General features: G+C 67.6%; 11 protein-coding genes. 3 read left to right on the top strand and 8 right to left on the bottom strand.

The features are described from left to right. Window positions 1-12 precede the first annotated feature (12 nt). The 5 genes from CY658_RS25145 to alaS all read right to left on the bottom strand — a co-directional run bounded on the left by CY658_RS25145 (window position 13) and on the right by alaS (window position 7,020). Window positions 13-828: an SDR family oxidoreductase gene (locus tag CY658_RS25145; RefSeq protein ID WP_101492801.1), complete on the bottom strand. Its 816-nt coding sequence runs from the start codon at window positions 826-828 to the stop codon at window positions 13-15. Window positions 829-857: 29 nt separating this feature from the next. Beyond that, window positions 858-1,841: a Bug family tripartite tricarboxylate transporter substrate binding protein gene (locus CY658_RS25140; protein WP_101492800.1), complete on the bottom strand. Its 984-nt coding sequence runs from the start codon at window positions 1,839-1,841 to the stop codon at window positions 858-860. A gap of 192 nt (window positions 1,842-2,033) precedes the next feature. Beyond that, entirely contained in the window at window positions 2,034-3,293 is a 1,260-nt protein-coding gene (locus CY658_RS25135) for a D-amino acid dehydrogenase (RefSeq protein ID WP_101492799.1), read from the bottom strand. A 53-nt stretch (window positions 3,294-3,346) separates the two neighbouring features. Further along, window positions 3,347-4,363 (bottom strand): 2-dehydropantoate 2-reductase, encoded by a 1,017-nt coding sequence (locus CY658_RS25130; RefSeq protein WP_101492798.1) that lies wholly within the window; start codon window positions 4,361-4,363, stop codon window positions 3,347-3,349. 32 nt (window positions 4,364-4,395) lie between these two features. Then, a complete protein-coding gene (alaS, locus tag CY658_RS25125; protein WP_101492797.1) occupies window positions 4,396-7,020 on the bottom strand; it encodes an alanine--tRNA ligase in 2,625 nt (874 codons plus the stop codon). Window positions 7,021-7,281: 261 nt separating this feature from the next. On the opposite strand from alaS, the gene CY658_RS25120 reads away from it, so the two are divergent. The 3 genes from CY658_RS25120 to CY658_RS25110 all read left to right on the top strand — a co-directional run bounded on the left by CY658_RS25120 (window position 7,282) and on the right by CY658_RS25110 (window position 9,891). Then, entirely contained in the window at window positions 7,282-8,106 is an 825-nt protein-coding gene (locus CY658_RS25120) for a ferritin-like domain-containing protein (protein ID WP_101492796.1), read from the top strand. A 741-nt stretch (window positions 8,107-8,847) separates the two neighbouring features. Further along, window positions 8,848-9,084 carry a hypothetical protein gene (locus CY658_RS25115; RefSeq protein WP_101492795.1) on the top strand — a complete coding sequence of 79 codons (237 nt, stop codon included), beginning with the start codon at window positions 8,848-8,850 and terminating at the stop codon, window positions 9,082-9,084. Between the two features lie 3 nt (window positions 9,085-9,087). Continuing rightward, window positions 9,088-9,891 carry a winged helix-turn-helix domain-containing protein gene (locus tag CY658_RS25110; protein ID WP_101492794.1) on the top strand — a complete coding sequence of 268 codons (804 nt, stop codon included), beginning with the start codon at window positions 9,088-9,090 and terminating at the stop codon, window positions 9,889-9,891. A 48-nt stretch (window positions 9,892-9,939) separates the two neighbouring features. On the opposite strand, the gene CY658_RS25105 is transcribed toward CY658_RS25110, so the two are convergent. The 3 genes from CY658_RS25105 to CY658_RS25095 form a co-directional block, all read right to left on the bottom strand. Next, window positions 9,940-10,377 carry a hypothetical protein gene (locus tag CY658_RS25105; protein ID WP_101492793.1) on the bottom strand — a complete coding sequence of 146 codons (438 nt, stop codon included), beginning with the start codon at window positions 10,375-10,377 and terminating at the stop codon, window positions 9,940-9,942. Window positions 10,378-10,379: 2 nt separating this feature from the next. Next, entirely contained in the window at window positions 10,380-11,240 is an 861-nt protein-coding gene (locus tag CY658_RS25100; RefSeq protein WP_101492792.1) for an OmpA family protein, read from the bottom strand. 26 nt (window positions 11,241-11,266) lie between these two features. Next, window positions 11,267-17,213 (bottom strand): beta strand repeat-containing protein (locus CY658_RS25095; RefSeq protein ID WP_101492791.1); only part of this gene is annotated, 5,947 nt, incomplete at its 5' end.

Genomic DNA, 17,213 nt, shown 5'->3' with positions numbered 1-17,213 from the left:
TTGCTGATTCGCTCAGTGCATCGCAAAGCCGCCGTTGACGGCGAGCAGCTGGCCGGTGACGAAGCGCGCCAGGCCGGACAGCAGGAACACGGTGGCGCCGCAGACGTCGGCCGCCTGCTGCTCGCGCGGAATGGCGCGGCCTTCGAGGTATTTCTGGTGGCGCGCCATCGGCACGTACTCGGTGGCCTCGACCAGCGTAAGACCGGGCGCCACGGCGTTCACCGTGATGTTGTCGCCGCCCCATTCGCGCGCCAGCGAGCGCGTCATGGAAATGACGGCGCCCTTGCTCGACGCGTAGGCCAACAGGTTGGGCGCGCCCCACAGCGCCGTGTCCGACGCGAGGTTGACGATGGCGCCACGGCCGCTGGCTGCCAGCGCGGGGCGGCAGGCGCGGCCCATGAGCCAGCTGCCGCGCACATTGACGTTCATCACGCGGTCCCACATGTCGATCTCGAGCTGGTGCGCGTCGCGGCCGCCCGAGTTGGTGATGGCGGCGTTGTTGACGAGGCCGTCGAGGCCGCCCAGCAGGCGCACCGCCTCGGCGGCGCCTGCCTCGATGGAGGCCGGGTCCGACAGGTCGATCGCCAGCGCGTGCGCCGTGCGGCCGGCATCGCGCAGCGCCTTCGCCTCGGTCTCGGCCAGCTCGCCGAGGATGTCGGCCAGCACCACGCGCGCACCCGCCGCGGCCACGCACTGCGCGAACGCCAGGCCCAGCCCGCGCGCGCCGCCCGTGACGAGCACGCGGCGGCCGGCCAGCAGGTTGGCGGGCATCTCGGCCAGCAGCGACTGCAGGCTGGAGGGATCGGCGATGGCTTTGAGGTCGGTCATGGCGGGCGTCACGTCGGGTTGGGTGAGGTTCAGTCGGCCTGGATGCCGAGTTCCTTGATGACCTTGCCGAAGCGCGCGAAGTCGGCGGCGTTGGTCTTGGCGAGCACGTCGGCGTCGCCGCCCACGGGCGTGGTGCCCAGCACGGCCATGCGCGACACGATGTCGGGCATCTTCAGGATCTCGTTGAAGTGGCCGTTGAGCGTCTTCACGACTTCGGGCGGCAGGTTGCGCGGGCCCCACAGGCCGTTCCAGGCGGTCAGCTCGACGTCCTTGTAGCCCAGCTCGGCGAAGGTCGGCACCTTGGGCGCGAGCGGCGAGCGTTCTTTCGAGGCCACGGCCAGCGGCACCATCTTGCCGTTGGGCATGTAGGGCGCCACGGGGCCGAGCGTGATGAAGGTCACCGGCACGTGGCCGCCGAGCACGTCGTTGACGGCGGGCGCCACGCCCTTGTACGGCACGTGCGCCAGGCTGGTGCCCGAGGCGCGGGCGAACATCTCGCCGAGGATGTGCATCGGCGAGCCGCTGCCCGGGCTGGCGTAGCTCAGCGACTTGCCGCCCTTGGCCGCGGCCACCGCGTCCTTCAGGCCGGTGTAGCCCTTGGCGCCGCTGGCCACGAGGAAGAGCGGCAGGCTGCCGGTCTGCACGATCGGTGTGAAGCCGTTGAGCACGTCGTAGCCCGAGGCGCTGCCGGTCTTGAGCACCAGCTGCGCGATCGAGAAGGTGCTGGGCGCGAGCAGCAGCGTGTAGCCGTCCGGCGCGGCCTTCGAGACGAAGGCGCTGCCGATGATGCCGCTGGCGCCGGGGCGGTTGTCGACCACCACGGGCTGGCCGACGCGGGCCGAGAGCTTCTCGGCGTACAGGCGCGCCAGGGCGTCGGTGTCGCCACCCGCCGGATAGGCAACGACCAGCGTGATCGGCTTGCTGGGGTAGGTGTCTGCCCAGGCGAATCCGGAAGCGCAAGCGGCGGCCAGGGAGACGGCAGCGGCGATGGCGAGGCGGCGAGTGTGTGTCATCGGGGGTCCGTGGAATCGGTGGTTTGTTTCACTAAAGAAACAACGATTTATTAATGGAACACCGCGAGAATACCGAGGAAGACAACTTCATGACTAGGTAAAAACCCTAGATGACATGCAACCGGGCGTGTACGCCCCATGAAAAAGGGCGGCCGTTTCGGGCCGCCCTTCGAGGGTGGGAGCGGGGTTTGGCTACCCGGCGTAGCGCGCGACGGTCAGGCCTTCCATGTCGATCTCGGGCACCCTGCCCCCGATCAGGTCGGCCATCACGCGACCCGTGCCGGCCGCCATGGTCCAGCCGAGCGTGCCGTGGCCGGTGCTCAGCAGCAGGTTGGGCACGCGCGTGGCTCCGATCACCGGCGTGCCGTCGGGCGTCATGGGGCGCAGGCCGGTCCAGAAGGACGCGTCTCGCACCGAACCGCCGCGCGGGAACAGGTCGGTCACGACGTGTTCGAGCGTGTCGCGCCGCCGCGCATCGAGCGCGAGGTCGAAGCCCGAGAGCTGCGCCGTGCCGCCCACGCGGATGCGATCGCCCAGGCGCGTGACGGCGACCTTGAAGGTCTCGTCCATCACGGTCGATTCGGGCGCGCCGCTCGCGTCGCTGATGGGCACGGTGATCGAGAAGCCCTTGACCGGGTACACCGGCAGGTCGATGCCCAACGGCCGCACCAGCGCGGGCGAGTAACTGCCGAGCGCGACCACGTAACGGTCGGCGGTGAAATGGCCCTGGTCGGTGCGCACCGCGGTCACGCCCTTCCCCGCTTCATGCTCGATGGCCTCGATGGTCACGCCGAACCGGAACTGCACGCCCTCGGCTTCGGCCAGCTTGGCCAGCGCCTGCGTGAACTTGAAGCAGTCGCCAGTCTCGTCGCCCGGCAGGCGCAGGCCGCCGACGAACTTGTCTTTCACGGCACCGAGCGCGGGCTCATGCACAACGCAGCCGTCGCGGTCGAGCACCTGGTAGGGCACGCCGGACGCCTTCAGCACTTCCACGTCTTTCGCTGTGCCGTCGAGCTGCGCCTGCGTGCGAAAGAGTTGGAGCGTGCCCTGCATGCGCTCGTCGTAGCGGATGCCGGTGTCGGCGCGCAGCGTCTTCAGGCAATCGCGGCTGTATTCGGCGAGCCGCACCATGCGGCCCTTGTTGAGTTCGTAGCGTGCCTGCGTGCAGTTGCGCAGCATCGACAAGCCCCAGCGCCACATCGCCGGATCGAGCATCGGCTTGATGACCAGCGGGCTGTGCTGCATGAGCATCCACTTGATCGCCTTGACCGGCACGCCCGGCCCGGCCCAGGGCGCCGAGTAGCCGGGCGACACTTCGCCCGCATTGCCGAAGCTGGTTTCAAGCGCGGGCGCCGGCTGGCGCTCCAGCACCGTCACCGTGTGCCCGGCGCGCGCCAGGTAGTACGCCACCGAGGTGCCGATGACACCGCTGCCGAGAATCAGGACCTGCATGACAACCCCTCCCTCTTGAAAGCCGCCATGGGCCGAGGGTACAGGCTCGGCGGTCAGAGACCTAAAGCGTCCTGCAATTGGCGTGCCGTCCAGCGCTTCGGGCTTTGCGGCCAGGCCTCGAGTAGCGCGACCATGCGCGCGTTGCGCGGTGCGCTCAGGCCGTGCTCCTGCGCGAGCCGCACCACCTCGCCGCTGAGTGCGTCGATCTCGGTGCGACGGCCCAAGGCCAGGTCGTCGGCCATGCTGGAGCGCGCCTTGGCGTCGATGCGCAGCATGCGCGCCGCGACGATGCGAAACAGCCAGTCGGGCAACCGCAGCAGCCCCGGCAACCGCCGCGCCGGCACGGCCGCCACCTGCGCGGGCACGATGCCGCCCGTGCGCAGCACGTCCAGCGTTTCGTCGATGAGCGCCGCGAAGCAGCGGCGGTAGCCGCGCTGCATGAGTTCGTCGCGCAGCGGCAGGCCCGACAGCGCATTGACCGGGTTGTTGAGGTTGAGCAGCAGCTTGCCCCACTGCACGGGCAGCAGGTCGGCATGCAGGTCGAGCGGCACGCCGGCGCGCTCGAACACGGGCAGCCAGTCGCGCAGCGCGGGGTCGTCTTCCGCGGCCAGCCGGCCGGGGGTGCCGCGATGGAAGGCGCCGTCGTCGATCTCCGCCACGTTGTACGGCACCATGCCCGCGCGGATGTTGAGCGAGGGGCCGGCCTGCCCTGCGGCAGCGCAGTTCGAGATGCCGTTCTGCAGCGAGACGACCGTGGTGCCGGCCGGCAACGCAAAGGCCAGCTCACGCGCCGCCTCGGCCGTGGCGCCGCTCTTCACGCACAGCAGCACCAGCGCGGGCCGTGCGCCCACCGGCACCTGCTCGCACAGGCGCAGCGTGGGCGCCGCCAGCTTGTGCCGGGCGCCGTCGAGGTCGGTGAGCGTGAGGCCGTGGCGGGCGAGCTTGTCGAGCACGCGCGGACGGCCGACGAAGGTGACGGGTACGCCCGCCGCCGCGAGGCTGCCGCCGATGAAACAGCCGATGGTGCCCGCCCCCATCACGAGCACTTCACCGGGGATCGTGTCGGACATGAAGTGCTGTGTGAGGAGTGAGCGAGACGATCTCAGGTACGTTGGGCGACCCAGGCCTGCACCGATTGCAGCGCGGCCGGCAGGCCCGCGGCGTCGGTGCCGCCGGCCATGGCCATGTCGGGCTTGCCGCCGCCCTTGCCACCGACCTGCTGGGCCACGAAGTTGACCAGCTCGCCGGCCTTGACCTTGCCGATGCTGTCGGCCGTGACGCCGGCTGCGATCTGCACCTTGTCGCCGTCGACGGCGGCCAGCACGATGGCGGCGGTTTTCAGCTTGTCCTTCAGCTTGTCCATGGTGTCGCGCAGCGTCTTGGCGTCGGCGCCGTCGAGCTTGGCCGCGAGCACCTTGATGCCGTTGACGTCCACCGCCTGCGCGATGAGCTCGTCGCCCTTGGACGATGCGAGCTTGCCCTTGAGCGCACCCACTTCGCGTTCGAGCGTCTTGACCTGCTCGAGCACCTGCGAGAGGCGGCCCTGCAGCTCGGCGGCCGGCGACTTGAGCGTGGCGGCCACGCTGTGCACGGTCGATTCGAGGTCTTGCAGATACGACAGCGCGTTGGCGCCCGTGACCGCTTCGATGCGGCGCACGCCGGCGGCCACGCCGCCCTCGCTGACGATCTTGAACAGGCCGATGTCGCCCGTGCGGCCCACGTGGGTGCCGCCGCACAGTTCGCGGCTGGTACCGATGTCGAGCACGCGCACGGTCTCGCCGTACTTCTCGCCGAACAGCATCATGGCGCCGGTCTTCTGGGCCGACTCGAGGTCCATCACACGGGCCTGCGTGGGCGCGTTGTCCAGGATCTCGGCGTTGACGCGCTTCTCGATCTCGAGAATCTGGTCGCGCGTGACGGGTGCGTTGTGCGCGAAGTCGAAGCGCGTCTTGTCGGCATCGACCAGCGAGCCCTTCTGCTGCACGTGGTCGCCGAGCACTTCGCGCAGGGCCTTGTGCATCAGGTGGGTGACCGAGTGGTTGCGCATGGTGGCGGCGCGGCGCGCGGTGTCGACCGCGGCCTTGACCGCGTCGCCGACCTTCAGCGTGCCTTGGGTCTGCGTGCCGTGGTGGCCGAACACGTCGGCCTTGATCTTCTGCGTGTCGTCGACGCCGAACTGCACGCCTTCGGCCACGAGCACGCCCTGGTCGCCGACCTGGCCGCCGCTCTCCGAATAGAAGGGCGTGGTGTCGAGCACCACGATGCCGCTCTGGCCTTCCTTCAGTTCGGTGACGGCCACGCCTTCGAGGTACAGCGCGACGACCTTGGCGTTGGCTTCCAGGTGGTCGTAGCCGGTGAAGGTGTTGCCCGCGCCGGCGTACTCGACGTTGCGGTCCATCTTGAACTTGCCGGCGGCCCGGCCCGCGGCCTTCTGCTTTTCCATCGCGGCATGGAAGCCGGCTTCGTCGACGCTCAGGCCGCGCTCGCGGCAGACGTCGGCCGACAGGTCGAGCGGGAAGCCGTAGGTGTCGTGCAGCTTGAAGGCGACGTCGCCCGGCAGCACCTTGGCATCGCCGGCCAGCGCCGCGTCGAGGATTTCCATGCCGATCGCCAGGGTCTCGAAGAAGCGTTCTTCCTCAGCCTTCAACGTCTGGGTAATGTGCTTCTCGTCGGCCACGAGCTTCGGGTACGCATCGCCCATGAGCTTCACGAGGTCGGGCACCAGCTTGTGGAAGAAGGGCTTCTTCTGGCCCAGCTTGTAGCCGTGGCGGATGGCGCGGCGAATGATGCGGCGCTGCACGTAGCCGCGGCCTTCGTTCGACGGAATGACGCCGTCGGCCACCAGGAACGAGGTGGCACGGATGTGGTCGGCGATCACGCGCAGCGAGTTGTTCGACAGGTCTTTCTCACCCGTTTCACGGCCGGCGGCCTTGATGAGCGCGTCGAAGATGTCGATTTCGTAGTTGCTGTGCACGTGCTGCAGGATTGCCGCCAGGCGCTCCAGGCCCATGCCGGTGTCGACGCAGGGCGCCGGCAGTTTCTTGACCGAGCCGTCGGGCTGCATGTCGAACTGCATGAACACGTTGTTCCAGATCTCGATGTAGCGGTCGCCGTCTTCATCGGGCGAGCCGGGCGGGCCGCCGGCGATCTCGGGGCCGTGGTCGAAGAAGATTTCGGAGCACGGGCCGCAGGGGCCCGTGTCGGCCATCATCCAGAAGTTGTCGGACATGTAGCGGCCGCCCTTGTTGTCGCCGATGCGCACGACGCGCTCGGGCGGCAGGCCGATTTCTTTCGTCCAGATGTCGTAGGCCTCGTCGTCCTCGATGTAGACGGTGGCCCAGAGCTTTTCGGCCGGCAGCTTGTAGACCTGGGTCAGCAGCTCGAAGGCCCACTTCAGCGAGTCGCGCTTGAAGTAGTCGCCGAAGCTCCAGTTGCCCAGCATTTCGAAGAAGGTGTGGTGGCGCGCGGTGTAGCCCACGTTCTCGAGGTCGTTGTGCTTGCCGCCGGCACGCAGGCAGGCCTGCACCGAGGCGGCGCGCACGTAGGGGCGCTTGTCTTCGCCGAGGAACACGTCCTTGAACTGGACCATGCCCGAGTTCGTGAACATGAGCGTCGGGTCGTTGCCCGGCACCAGCGAGCTCGAAGGCACCACCGTGTGGCCCTTGGAGGCGAAGAAATCGAGAAAGGTCTTGCGGATGTCCGCGACCGTGAATGTGGGCTGGCTCATCTTTGGATTTCGTCTGCCGTCAGGGCGGCCTGGCGATGGCGACCCTGCGTCGAAACCACTGCGTTGAACCGGCCTAACTGCTTGATTTGCTTGAACAATCGATTATAGGTTTGCGCATGGGGCCCGGGCCCGCCCCGGGCCTTGCGCGCACGCGATCCGGAAGCCGGGGCTAATATGGACGGCTGAAGCGGCGCGCGCCCTCCCCGGCTGCAGCCTGTTTCTTCCCTGTTTTCATCGGCAACCATGAATCAAGGAGCACGCATGGCGGGTCAGGCCTCAGCACCTCACTGGAAGATCGAAGACCTCGATTTCTCCCGCATCGCACGCGAGCAGGTGCGCACGGACGAAAACCTCTTCTACCTGGTGGCGTCGGCCTCCTTCATCGAGAGCGGCTCCGACCTGTACACCCAGAACCTGGTCGATTTCTTCCAGGGCGACGACGAGGTCACCGAGTGGCTGTCGAACCACTGGGAACAAGAAGAGTTGCAGCACGGCCAGGCCCTGCGCGCGTACGTGCGCCACGTGTGGCCCGAGTTCGACTGGGACACCGCCTACCGCGGCTTCCTGGCGGAGTACGCGACCTACTGCAAGGTCGAGCTGCTGGCCCCGACCCGCGCCCTGGAAATGACCGCCCGCTGCGTGGTCGAGACCGGCACCGCCACCTACTACCGCGCCATGGCCCGCAGCACCACCGAGCCGGTGCTGCGCGACCTGGCCACGCGCATCGCGACCGACGAGGTCAACCACTACAAGCACTTCTACCGGTTCTTCCGCCGCTACCGCGCGCAGGAGCGGCTGAACCGCTTCCGCGTGATGGGCACCATCGGCCGGCGCACGCTGGAGCTGAAGAGCGAAGACGCCGACTGCGCCATCCGCCACGTGGTGCAGGCCCGCGCCCCGCACCGGGCGAACGACGCGGCCTACGTGCAGCAGCTGAGCGCACGCATGAACAGCACCATCCGCACCCACCTGAGCCCCGGCGCCGCGCTCAAGATGCTGATGCGCCCGCTGGAGCTGCCGCCCCCGGTGCAGACGGTGATCCAGTACCCGATCCGGCAGTTCATGGAGCACGTCTTCCTGCGCTGAAGGGCCAAAAATGCCGAAAAACAGGCAAAAAAAACCCAGCACGCTGCTGGGCTGAATCTCTGGATTGCTGTCACGCACAGAGAACCCGCACTGGAAGCGAGTCCGCAAAATTTAGGGCCGGCGCCGCCCCGGGGTTGTCAGACAACACCGACAGTTCTGCACGATCGTGCGGACCGGGGTATCCCCGCAAGTTCGAAAAACTGCCAAATTCTTCACACTTTTTAACTTGTCCTACGGTTACGACATTTTTCAGCTGACATGCTGAGCGCGTGTCCTCACCGAGGATGCACCTGCTGTCACGCAACAGGGCCGCAAAAGAAGAGCTCTCTGTTTGCCTTAGAGCGCGCCCCTTCGGGGGCCCCTCGAGATACCCGCTTCGGCGGGTATTTTTTTGCCCGCCGCGGGCCGCCCATCGCGCTACCACATCGAAATGACGGGTTTTCCCAATCCGATGGGGACAATGTTGTGGAAAACCGTGTGTGCAGCGCGCGAAACCGTTGCCTGGCGGGGCCTGCAACGCGGTGCCTGCGAAAGAGGCAGCGGGCGGAAAAAATCCGGAAAAATGTTTTTCCAGACCATTTCCGGCCGGCGTCTGGCCCGCCGATACCGCCGCGGTCACCTCGCAGCCCCCGCGCGCGGCGTTGACAGAATTCATCAGACTCCTCCCTCGAAGCCCCCACTAGCATCGAACGACCCGGGCGGCCAGCCTGCGCTGTGCCGGGGAAAAGGGAGCAAAACATCGTGAAGTGGATCGTGGCTGGCTTTGTGGCACTGGTGTTCGCCGTGCTGTCGTTCAACGCATTCATTGCCAACGACCTGAGCCGCCAGTCCAGCGGCAACCGGCTCATCGCCATGCTCACCGACCTGTACGGCTGGCTGCTGGGCAGCATCGGCGCGGTTGCGACGGGCGTTCTGTTCGCGGTGTGCGCCGTGGGCATCGTTGCCCTGGCCGTCCGGGACGGCAAGCAGGCGCAGTAGGCCATGCCGGTCACCACGCGCGTGGCCCTGCTCGACGAGCACGGCACCACCGGGCGGCAGCTGCTGCACAGCCTGCCCCGCCTGGGCTACGACGCCCTGCACTTCGCCAGCCTGACCGATTTTTTTGCCTCGCTAGACAGCGGGCAGCAGATCGACCTGCTGCTGCTGGTGGTCGAGAACGAGCTGGCGTCGCGCAGCCTCTTCGCGGCCTGCCGGGCCCTGAACATTCCGACACTGCTCATCGTGCGCGACAAGCGCTGGGAACAGCTCATGCCCTGGCGCGACGCGCCGGGCTGGGACGATTTCGTCGAGCTGCATGGGGCCGGCATCGAAGACGCCATCAACGAGCTGGCCTGGCGCATGCGCACCCTGCTGCTGCGCGCTCGCCATGCCGCGCAGACCGCCAGCCTCGGCGCGGCGAGCTGGGGCCCCTATCGCTTTCTCGACATGGCCCACACAGTGCAGCTGCGCGACCGGCGCATCCGCCTGCAGCCGCGCCAGTACGCCTTCGCCGTCACCTTGTTCCGCAACGCCGGGCAGGTGATCACGCGCGACTGGCTGTGGCAGGCGATCTGGGACAAGACCACGCCCTATGAAGGCACGCGTGTGCTCGACGTGTGCGCGGCCAACATCCGCAAGCGCCTGAACCTGTGCGCCGAGAACGGGTACGAGTTGCGCGCGGTCTACAAGCAGGGCTACCGGCTGGTGCCGGTGTCGCCCGCGCTCGACCCCATCCAAGGCATCAAGGAGAGGGAGTTCACGCGACAAGGCCGGCCACGCAATGCCGTCCTTGCCGTGAATTTCTGACAGGCCCGGCCCTGCATCGGGCCGGGCCTCGCGGCACGCGTCAGGGCGTCAGGCGTTCGCCCCCACGTGAATCAACCGCGCCGGCTTCAGCCGGCCGTCGAGCGACGTCAGCCAGGCGTCCAGGTCGTCGTTGGCCACGGGCGTGAGCAGCAGCTCGAAAGAACGCTGCGCGCGCACCGCCACGGGCACCGCCTCCACGCTCTCCAGCTCCGAGCGGTGCGCAAGGTACAGCAGCGGCAGCGTCCAGTCGGCCGCCTGGTGCATGGCGGGCACGCGCGCCACCGTCTTCTGCGCATCGGCGTGCAGCCCCAGGATGACCCCGTCGAAGCGCTGCCCCACCTCCAGCGCTTGAATCAGGTCGCTCAGGCGCACGAACGGAATGAAGTCGGCGCCCAGCGCCGTCAGCGAATTGCCGGTGCAGGCGCGCTGCAAGGCGTCGGAGTCGACCAGCGCGATCCGGTACCCCGAGGGGGCGGGCGCGTTCATCCTCACTGCTCCCCGGCGATGTCGAGTTCGACGCGCCGGTTGGGCTGCAGGCACTGCAGCAGCGCCGGGGTGCGTTGGGTGCCTTCGCAATCCGATACCACCGGCTGGCGCTTGCCCATGCCCGCTGTGCGGATCAGCTTGCGGTCCAGGCCCTGTTGAACCAGCAGATCGCGCACGGTGTTGGCACGCTCGAGCGACAGCGCCTCGTTGTAGGCGTCGCCGCCCAGCCGGTCGGTGTGGCCCGTCACCACGATGTAGTGCAGCGACCTGAAGTTGTTGCGCAGCTCGCCGGCCAGGTGCTCCAGCCGCGCGCGCCCGGCGGGCAGCAGGTCGGTGAGCGAGGCGCCATCGAAGCGGAACAGCCCGTCGGCACTGAGCGTGACCTTCTGCGGCGGCGCCAGCTTGGTGCTGGCCGGGATCGGCGTGGCCGCCGGCGGCTGCGCGAGCAAGGCGCAGTCGGGGTTCTTCCACCAGCCGCCGGTCATCAGCTCGTTGCCGTTGAAGCGCACCATGTACTGGCAGGTGGTGTAGTCGCTGCCCTTGCCCGTGTAGAAATGGAAGATGTAGTTCCACTCGCGCACGCCCCACAGCCCTTCGCTGAAGTGCGGCCAGCCCAGCAGCTCGCGCAGCTGGTCCTTGCCCATGCCCGGGCGCACGCGCTGGAACTTGTCGACGCCGGGGAAGGCGCCCTGCTTCCATTTGGCGCTGCCCAGGTCCGGAAACTCCTCGGGCTTGGGCGCCGCCGGCTTATCGGCCACGGCGCGCGCCTGCGCTTCTTTGTCGATGGCGGCGCCGGGCGAGGCGCAGCCTTGAAGGGCCGCAAGCAGTGCCGCCAGGGCGACGGCGGACAGGGTTCGGTTCATTTTGATCATTCTTTTTCTCTCCCGCTTCAATTGAAGACCCACTCGGCGCCGACGGTGGCCGCCGCTCCGGCGCGGCTCATGCCCACGCCGCCAGTCATGCTCCAGCCGTTGTTCTCGGCCGTGCGACGGAAGCTGATGCCCACCGCGCTCTCGCCCTTGAACGTGCCGTAGCCGACGCGCATCACCGTCTTGCCCGGCACCGAGGTGCCCGGCATCTGCACGGCCATGGCGGCGGCCACGCCGGCATACGCGTTCTTCGCCACGTTGCGGATCTCGCTGCCCAGCGCGCTAGTGCGCGCGTCGGTGTAGGCCATGTTGGCGGCACCGGCCTGGTTGAGTTGCTGCACGTTCACGGCGTCGGTCGGTGCCACGCCCGGCGCCACGTTCTGCACCGTCACCGGGCCGGTGGAGGCACCGTTGCCCATGGTCACGCTGTTGTAGTTGACGCTGCCGTCCACGTTCGTGTCGTAGCGCACCGCGCTTTGCTGCACGGCCTGCAGCTGGCGCACGTTCACCGCGTCGGTGGCCTGCGTGCCGCCGGCCACGTTGGTGATCTGGCGTTCGCTGCCGGTCGAGCCGACCGACACCGCGCCCTGTGCCGACTGCACCACGGTGTTCGAGAACATCTCGCGCTGGCCGTTCATGCCCGTGCGGTTGGCCACCGCGCCGTCGCCCAGTGCCACACTGTTGGCCGTGGTGGCCGTGCTGTTGGCACCCAGCGCAATGCTGCCGGTCGCCTTGGCCTGCGCCCCGTTGCCGGTGGCGATGGCGTTGTTGCCCAGCGCGACAGCGTTCGGCCCGATGGCCACGCTCTCGGCGCCGGCTGCGTTCGAATCGGCCGCCTTCGAGTTGGCGTGGAAGTACTTGATGCCACCACCACCCGTGGTCATGTTGTTGATCGCCTGGTTGGTCGCGTTGAGCTGGCTGCCGTTCACTGCGTCGGTGCTGGTGGCGCTGATCTCGCCGGCCGCGACGTTGGTGATCTGGCGCTCCGCGTCCTTCGAACCGACGCTGACCACGCCCACCGGCTTGGTGCCGGCGAACTGGTAGGTCGTGCCCTGGAGCGTGACGCTCTCCGTAGGCTTGGCGTCCGACGTGGTCGCGTCATTGCCCAGCGCGACGCTGTTCTTCGTGGTGACCACGGCACCGGTGCCGATCGCCACGCCCTGGTCGGCGTTGACGACCGCGCCCGAGCCCACCGCCGTGCTGTCGGTGCCCGTGGAGGTGGGCGACACGTAGGTCGTCGGCGAACCGGTGATCCACTTGCTGCCCGCCGCCGCGGCCTGGCTCGCCACGGCCTGCAGCTGCGCCACGTTGACGGCGTCGCTCGGCGCGCTGCCGGCGGCCACGCCAGTGATCTGGCGGAACACGCCGTTGGCCGCGTCGCCCACGCCCACCGCACCCGTGGTGCTGGTGGTGGCGGCGATGGCATCCGCTTGTGCAGCGGTCGCGCCCGCCGGCACATAGCCCTGCACGCCGGCCTCCCTGTCCGCCACCGAGCCTGCGCCCAGTGCAGCGCCACCGGTCGCAGTGGCCGTGCTGCCGGCCCCCATCGCCACGCTCAGATCGCCGACAGCGGCGCTCACCGCGCCCATCGCGACACTCGCCACGCCCGAGGCGTTCGAGGCCACACCCGCGGCCACGCTGCCGTTGCCCGCAGCCCGCGCCCAGGCGCCGAAGGCCGCGCTGTCGATGCCATCGGCGGTCGAGAAGTACCCCACCGCCGTGCTGCGGTCGCCGAGCGCCCAGGCAGCATTGCCGATCGACGTGGCGCTGACGCCCGCGGCCTGCGCCGCCGCGCCCATGGCCACCGCGTTGGCGGCCGTCGCCTGCGCGTCCTTACCGGCGGCGATGGCGTCGGTGCCCGTCGCACCGTCGTTGTTCTCGTTGCCGCCGCCGGTCGAGTTCACGCTGTAGTACTTGGTCTTGCTCTCGGCGACCGTGTCGTTGAGCTGGCTGACGTTCACCGCATCGGTGCCGGCCACCCCCGGCGCCACATTCGTGATCACCTTGCCGCCCGCATCGACGCCCGCCGTGGTCACGCTCGGACCGCCGACGATGGTCAGGCCGGTCGCGCCGAGGGTGACGTTCGGGCCGACAGTCACGCCGGCGTTGTTCATCACCGTGTCGCCGGTCGTCACGCTGTCGAACTTCACGTCCTTGGCGGTCGCCACGGTCAGCGTGTTGCCGTTGCGGGTGACCACCATGTTGTCGCCGTTGGCGAAGTTGGCCGTGCCGCCCGGTGCGATGTTCTGCGGTGTCGCCTCGCCGTTCGCGCTCAGGTTCCAGCCCTTGCTGGCGGTGGTGTCGACCAGCTTGAGCTGCTCTTCGGTCGCTGCGCGGCCCACGGTCGCAAAGCTCGGGTCGGTCAGCGTCTTGTTGCTCAGGCCCTTGATGTCGTTGCTGACACCGCTGAGGTTCACGCTGCCGCTGGTCACGCCGCCGGCTGCGACCACCGTGCTCGTCGTGCCGTTGGTCACCGTGGTGCCCGCCGCCGACGTCTTCGCGACGTTGCCCGTGCCGTCGTTCACCGTCAGGCCCGTGGTGTTGAGCACGCTCTGGCCCACGGTCACGCTGTTGTTGACCTTCACGTCGTCGGCGAGCTTGACGTCGAGATTCGTGCCCGTGCGCGTGATCGTGACGTTGCTGTCCGAGTTGCTGAAGTCGACCTTGCCGCCCGGCGCGACATTGCCGCCCGTGGCTTCGCCGTTGGCCGCCACGTTCCAGCCTGCGCTGGCCGTGTCATTGACGATCTTGAGCTGTTCTTCGGTCGCCCCACGGCCCACTGTGGCGAAGCTCGGATCGGTCAGCGTCGTGTTGCTCAGGCCCTTGATGTCGTTGCTGACACCGCTGAGATTCACGCTGCCGCTGGTCACGCCGCCGGCTGCGACGTTCGTGGTCGTCGTGCCGTTGGTCACCGTGGTGCCTGCGGCCGTCGTCTTCGTGACATTGCCCGCGCCGTCGTTCACTGTGAGGCCCGTGGTGTTGAGCACGCTCTGACCCACCGTCACGCTGTTGTTGACCTTCACGTCGTCGGCCAGCTTGAAGTCGAGATCGGTGCCCGTGCGGGTGATCGCGATGTTGCTGTCCGAGTTGCTGAAGTCGACCTTCGCTCCCGGTGCGACATTGCCGCCCGTGGCTTCGCCGTTGGCGCCGACATTCCAGCCCTTGCTGGCCGTGGTGTCGACCAGCTTGAGCTGTTCTTCGGTCGCTGCGCGGCCCACAGTCGCAAAGCTCGGATCGGTCAACGTGGTGTTGCTCAGGCCCTGGATGTCGTTGGTGACACCGCTGAGCTTCACGTTGCCGCTGGTCACGCCGCCGGCCGCGACGACCGTGGTCGTCGTGCCGTTGGTCACCGTGGTACCGGCGGCCGTTGTCTTCGTGACGTTGCCCGCACCGTCATTCACCGTCAGCCCCGTCGTGTTGAGCACACTCTGGCCGACCGTCACGCTGTTGTTGACCTTCACGTCGTCAGCCAGCTTGAAGTCGAGGTCCGTGCCGTTGCGCGTGATGGCGATGTTGCTGTCGGAGTTGCTGAAATCGACCTTGCCGCCTGGAGCGACATTGCCGCCCGTGGCTTCGCCGTTGGCGGCCACGTTCCAACCTGCGCTGGCCGTGTCGTTGACCAGCTTGAGCTGCTCTTCGGTGGCCCCACGGCCCACGGTCGCGAACGTCGGATCGGTCAGCGTCTTGTTGCTCAAACCCTTGATGTCATTGGTGACACCGCTGAGGTTCACGCTGCCGCTGGTCACGCCACCGGCGGCCACTGCGGTGGTCGTCGTGCCGTTATTGACCGTGAGGCCCGTGGTGTTAAGCACGCTCTGGCCCACCGTCACGCTGTTGTTGACCTTCACGTCGTCAGCCAGCTTGAAGTCCAGGTTCGTGCCGCTTCGCGTGATGGCGATATTGCTGTCCGAATTGCTGAAGTCGACCTTTCCGCCTGGCGCGACATTGCCGCCTGTGGCTTCGCCGTTCGCTGCGACATCCCAGCCCGCGCTGGCCGTGTCGTTAACGATCTTGAGCTGCTCTTCGGTGGCCCCACGGCCCACGGTCGCGAAGCTCGGGTCGGTCAACGTGGTGTTGCTCAGGCCCTTGATGTCGTTGGTGACACCGCTGAGATTCACGCTGCCGCTGGTCACGCCACCGGCGGCCACTGCGGTGGTCGTCGTGCCGTTGTTGACCGTGAGGCCCGTGGTGTTAAGCACGCTCTGGCCCACCGTCACGCTGTTGTTGACCTTCACGTCGTCGGCCAGCTTGAAGTCGAGATCCGTGCCAGTGCGCGTGATCGCAATGTTGCTGTCCGAATTGCTGAAGTCGACCTTGCCGCCCGGCGCCACGTTGCCGCCGGTGGCTTCACCATTGGCCGCCACGTTCCAGCCCTTGCTGGCCGTGGTATCGACCAGCTTGAGTTGCTCTTCGGTCGCTGCACGGCCCACGGTGGCAAAGCTCGGATCGGTCAGCGTCGTGTTGCTCAAACCCTTGATGTCATTGCTGACGCCACTGAGGTTCACGCTGCCGCTCGTCACGCCGCCGGCGGCCACCGCGGTGGTCGTCGTGCCGTTGTTGACCGTGAGGCCCGTGGTGTTGAGCACGCTCTGCCCCACCGTCACGCTGTTGTTGACCTTCACGTCGTCAGCCAGCTTGAAGTCCAGGTTCGTGCCGCTTCGCGTGATGGCGATATTGCTGTCCGAATTGCTGAAGTCGACCTTTCCGCCTGGCGCGACATTGCCGCCTGTGGCTTCGCTGTTCGCTGCGACATTCCAGCCCGCGCTGGCGGTGTCGTTGACCAGCTTGAGCTGCTCTTCAGTCGCGCCACGGCCCACGGTCGCAAAGCTCGGATCGGTCAGCGTCTTGTTGCTCAGGCCTTTGATGTCGTTGGTGACACCGCTGAGGTTCACGGTGCCACTGGTCACGCCACCGGCCGCAACGGCGGTGGTCGTCGTGCCGTTGTTGACCGTCAGGCCCGTGGTGTTGAGCACGCTCTGTCCCACCGTCACGCTGTTGTTGACCTTCACGTCGTCGGCCAGCTTGAAGTCGAGATCCGTGCCGCTGCGCGTGATCGCGATGTTGCTGTCCGAGTTGCTGAAGTCGACCTTGCCGCCCGGCGCGACATTGCCGCCTGTGGCTTCGCCGTTCGCTGCGACATTCCAGCCCGCGCTGGCCGTGTCGTTGACCAGCTTGAGCTGTTCTTCGGTGGCGCCACGGCCCACAGTCGCGAAGGTCGGGTCGGTCAGCGTCTTGTTGCTCAAGCCTTGGACGTCGTTGGTGACACCGCTGAGATTCACGGTGCCGCTGGTCACGCCGCCGGCCGCGACGGCCGTGGTCGTGGTGCCGTTGTTGACGGCCAGGCCCGTGGTGTTGAGCACGCTCTGACCGACGGTCACGCTGTTGCTGACCTTCACGTCGTCGGCGAGCTTGAAGTCCAGATCCGTGCCTGTGCGCGTGATCGCGATGTTGCTGTCCGAGTTGCTGAAGTCGACCTTGCCGCCTGGCGCGACGTTGCCGCCGGTGGCTTCGCCGTTCGCCGCGACATTCCAGCCCGCGCTGGCCGTGTCGTTGACGATCTTGAGCTGCTCTTCGGTGGCTCCACGGCCCACGGTTGCGAAGCTCGGGTCGGTCAACGTCGTGTTGCTCAGGCCTTTGATGTCGTTGGTGACACCGCTGAGATTCACGGTGCCGCTGGTCACACCGCCAGCTGAAACAGCGGTGGTCGTGGTGCCGTTGTTCACGGTCAGGCCCGTGGTGTTGAGCACGCTCTGTCCCACCGTCACGCTGTTGTTGACCTTCACGTCGTCGGCCAGCTTGAAGTCGAGATCCGTGCCGCTGCGCGTGATCGCGATGTTGCTGTCCGAGTTGCTGAAGTCGACCTTGCCGCCCGGCGCGACATTGCCGCCTGTGGCTTCGCCGTTCGCTGCGACATTCCAGCCCGCGCTGGCCGTGTCGTTGACCAGCTTGAGCTGTTCTTCGGTTCGG

The sequence above is a fragment of the Variovorax sp. RO1 genome, from assembly GCF_002849325.1.
Lineage (GTDB): Bacteria > Pseudomonadota > Gammaproteobacteria > Burkholderiales > Burkholderiaceae_C > Variovorax.
This window is presented reverse-complemented; position numbering and strand designations above follow the sequence as displayed.